Raw genomic sequence first — 2499 nt, forward strand, 5'->3', positions numbered from 1 at the left:
GCCACGGTCGTGGCCCACCCCTCGCTCCCCCTCCTCTACGTCGCCGACCGCGACGGGAAGACGGCCGTCACCTGTCTGCCCCTGGGCCACGGCGGCAGACCCGACGACGAGGGCACGACGGCGCTCTGGGTGCGCGGCACCGCCCCGCACCACAAAGGCCTCGCCGTCCACCCGGCCGGCACCCACCTCTATGTGAGCGACCCGGGCGGGCGCGCCCTGAACGTCTTCGCGCTCCGCCCGGACGGCCGGGCCGACTCCGACGGCCCGTCGCTGACCCTTCAGGTACCGCCCGCGCCGGGCCCGCTCGCGGTCCACCCTGCGGCGGGCTGCCTCTACTTCGCGGACCGCGAGACGGGCACGCTCCACCGCGCCGCCCTCACCCCCGACGGCCTGCTCGCCCCGGACACCGGCCCCGAGCCGCTGCCGGGGCTCACGGCCCCGCACTGCACGGGCGTCGCGGTGCACCCCCGCGGCACGTACCTCTACGCCTCCGCCACGATCACGCTCGCGGTGACGGAGCTGGACCCGCGCACGGGCCGGCCGTCCGGGCGCCCGGTCACGCTCCCGCTGCCGCGCCACCGACCGTGACGGTGATCTCGTGCACCGAGTTGCGTGCCCCGGGCGGCGGCTGGACGCGTCCGTCGCGGTCGGTGGCGCGGGCGCGGACGCGGTGACGGCCGGGCGGCAGCCGCAGGGTGAGGGTGAAGGGCTGCCAGGCGGGGTCGGGCCCGAGGGGTTCGAGGGCGGCGGGCCGCCAGGGCCCGTCGTCCACGCTGACGTCGAGTGAGACGACCTCCCCGACGCTCCACGCCCGCCCGACCAGTTCCACTGCCTCCCCGGGCAGCCGCTCCCCGTCCCGCGGGCTGAGGATCTTGCTGCCGACGTCCACCGCGCGTACCGGACGGGCCGTGGACTCGCCCGGGTGGACGCGGGTGTAGAAGCGTGTGGTGAACATGTGGTCCGGCCGCTCCTCGGCCAGGACGATCCGGGTCAGCCACTTCACCGAGTTCGTGCCGAACATCCGGGGCACCACGGTCCGCAGCGGGTGCCCGTGCCGGGCGGTGAGCGGCTCGCCGTTCATCTCGTACGCGAGGAAGACGTCCCGCCGGGCGGTCTCCAGCGGCAGGTCCTTCACGTACGACAGCCCGTCCACGCCGTCGAACGAGCCGGTGTCCGCGCCCTCGAACCACACGTGCCGCGCGGCGGCGAGCGGTACGGCCCGGTCGAGGAGGGCGGACAGGTCGAACCCGGTCCACCGCAGGTTGGCCACGGCCCGGGTCGGCACTTCGGGCGCGAACGGGTTGCCGAAGCACTCGTGGAACGCGGTGAAGCGGCGGGCGGGCAGCGCCAGGACGTCGTCGAGCCCCAGCCGCAACGGCTGCTCGACGAGCCCTTCCACGGACAGGCTCCAGAAGCCGGGGTCGAGGTCGGGCACGCCGAGATGGGCGCGGACGAAGACATGGTCGACGGGGGTGAGGTAGTCCGTGACATCGGTGAAGTCCCGTACGTCCAGCGCCTGTTCACCCATCGCCCGTCCCCGTCGCCGCCGTCTACAGCCCGCGGGCGACCTCCGTCGCCCAGTACGTCAGGATCATGTTCGCACCCGCCCGCTTGATTCCCGTCAGAGTTTCGAGGATCGCCCGGTCACGGTCGATCCAGCCCTTCTCCGCGGCGGCCTCGACCATCGCGTACTCACCGCTGATCTGGTAGGCGGCGACGGGCACGTCCACGGACTCGGCGACCCTGGCGAGGACGTCGAGGTACGGTCCGGCCGGCTTGACCATGACCATGTCGGCGCCCTCCTCCAGGTCGAGGGCGAGCTCGCGCAGGGACTCGCGGACGTTGGCGGGGTCCTGCTGGTAGGTCTTGCGGTCCCCGCGGAGGGAGGAGCCGACGGCCTCGCGGAAGGGCCCGTAGAAGGCGGAGGAGTACTTGACGGTGTACGCGAGGATGGAGACGTCCTCGTGGCCGGTCTGGTCCAACGCGTCGCGGACCACCCCGACCTGACCGTCCATCATGCCGCTGGGGCCGACGACGTGGACGCCGGCGTCGGCCTGGACCTGGGCCATCTCGGCGTACCGCTCCAGGGTGGCGTCGTTGTCGACGCGGCCCTCGTCGTCGAGGACGCCGCAGTGGCCGTGGTCGGTGTACTCGTCGAGGCAGAGGTCGGACATGACGATGAGGTCGTCGCCGACCTCCTCCCGCACCGCGCGGATGGCCACCTGGAGGATCCCGTCGGGGTCCGTCCCGGCGGTCCCGAGGGCGTCCTTCTTGTCGTCCTCGGGCACCCCGAAGAGCATGATCCCCGCGACCCCGGCCTCCACGGCCTCGACGGCGGCCTTGCGCAGGGTGTCGAGGGAGTGCTGGACGACGCCGGGCATGGCCTCGATGGGTACGGGCCGGTCGATGCCCTCACGCACGAAGGCGGGGAGGATCAGGTCGGCGGGGTGCAGCCGGGTCTCGGCGACCATGCGGCGCATGGCGGGGGTGGTGCGGAGG

2 protein-coding genes and 1 pseudogene are annotated in these 2499 nt (G+C 73.5%); 1 reads left to right on the plus strand and 2 read right to left on the minus strand.

Annotation, left to right across the window (positions count from 1 at the left end):
- Positions 1-588 (plus strand): annotated as a pseudogene (locus ACJA3G_RS35030) (hypothetical protein); the annotation flags it as partial.
- Here the strand turns inward: ACJA3G_RS35030 and ACJA3G_RS35035 are convergent.
- Together ACJA3G_RS35035 and hemB are read right to left on the minus strand one after the other, a co-directional pair.
- Positions 557-1528: a molybdopterin-dependent oxidoreductase gene (locus ACJA3G_RS35035; protein WP_406557064.1), complete on the minus strand. Its 972-nt coding sequence runs from the start codon at positions 1526-1528 to the stop codon at positions 557-559. The pseudogene ACJA3G_RS35030 and the gene ACJA3G_RS35035 overlap by 32 nt on opposite strands.
- A gap of 22 nt (positions 1529-1550) precedes the next feature.
- On the minus strand, positions 1551-2499 hold a 949-nt coding region (gene hemB / locus ACJA3G_RS35040), incomplete at its 5' end, for a porphobilinogen synthase (RefSeq protein WP_406557065.1).

Source organism: Streptomyces sp. YS-3 (assembly GCF_045257485.1).
Taxonomy (GTDB): domain Bacteria; phylum Actinomycetota; class Actinomycetes; order Streptomycetales; family Streptomycetaceae; genus Streptomyces.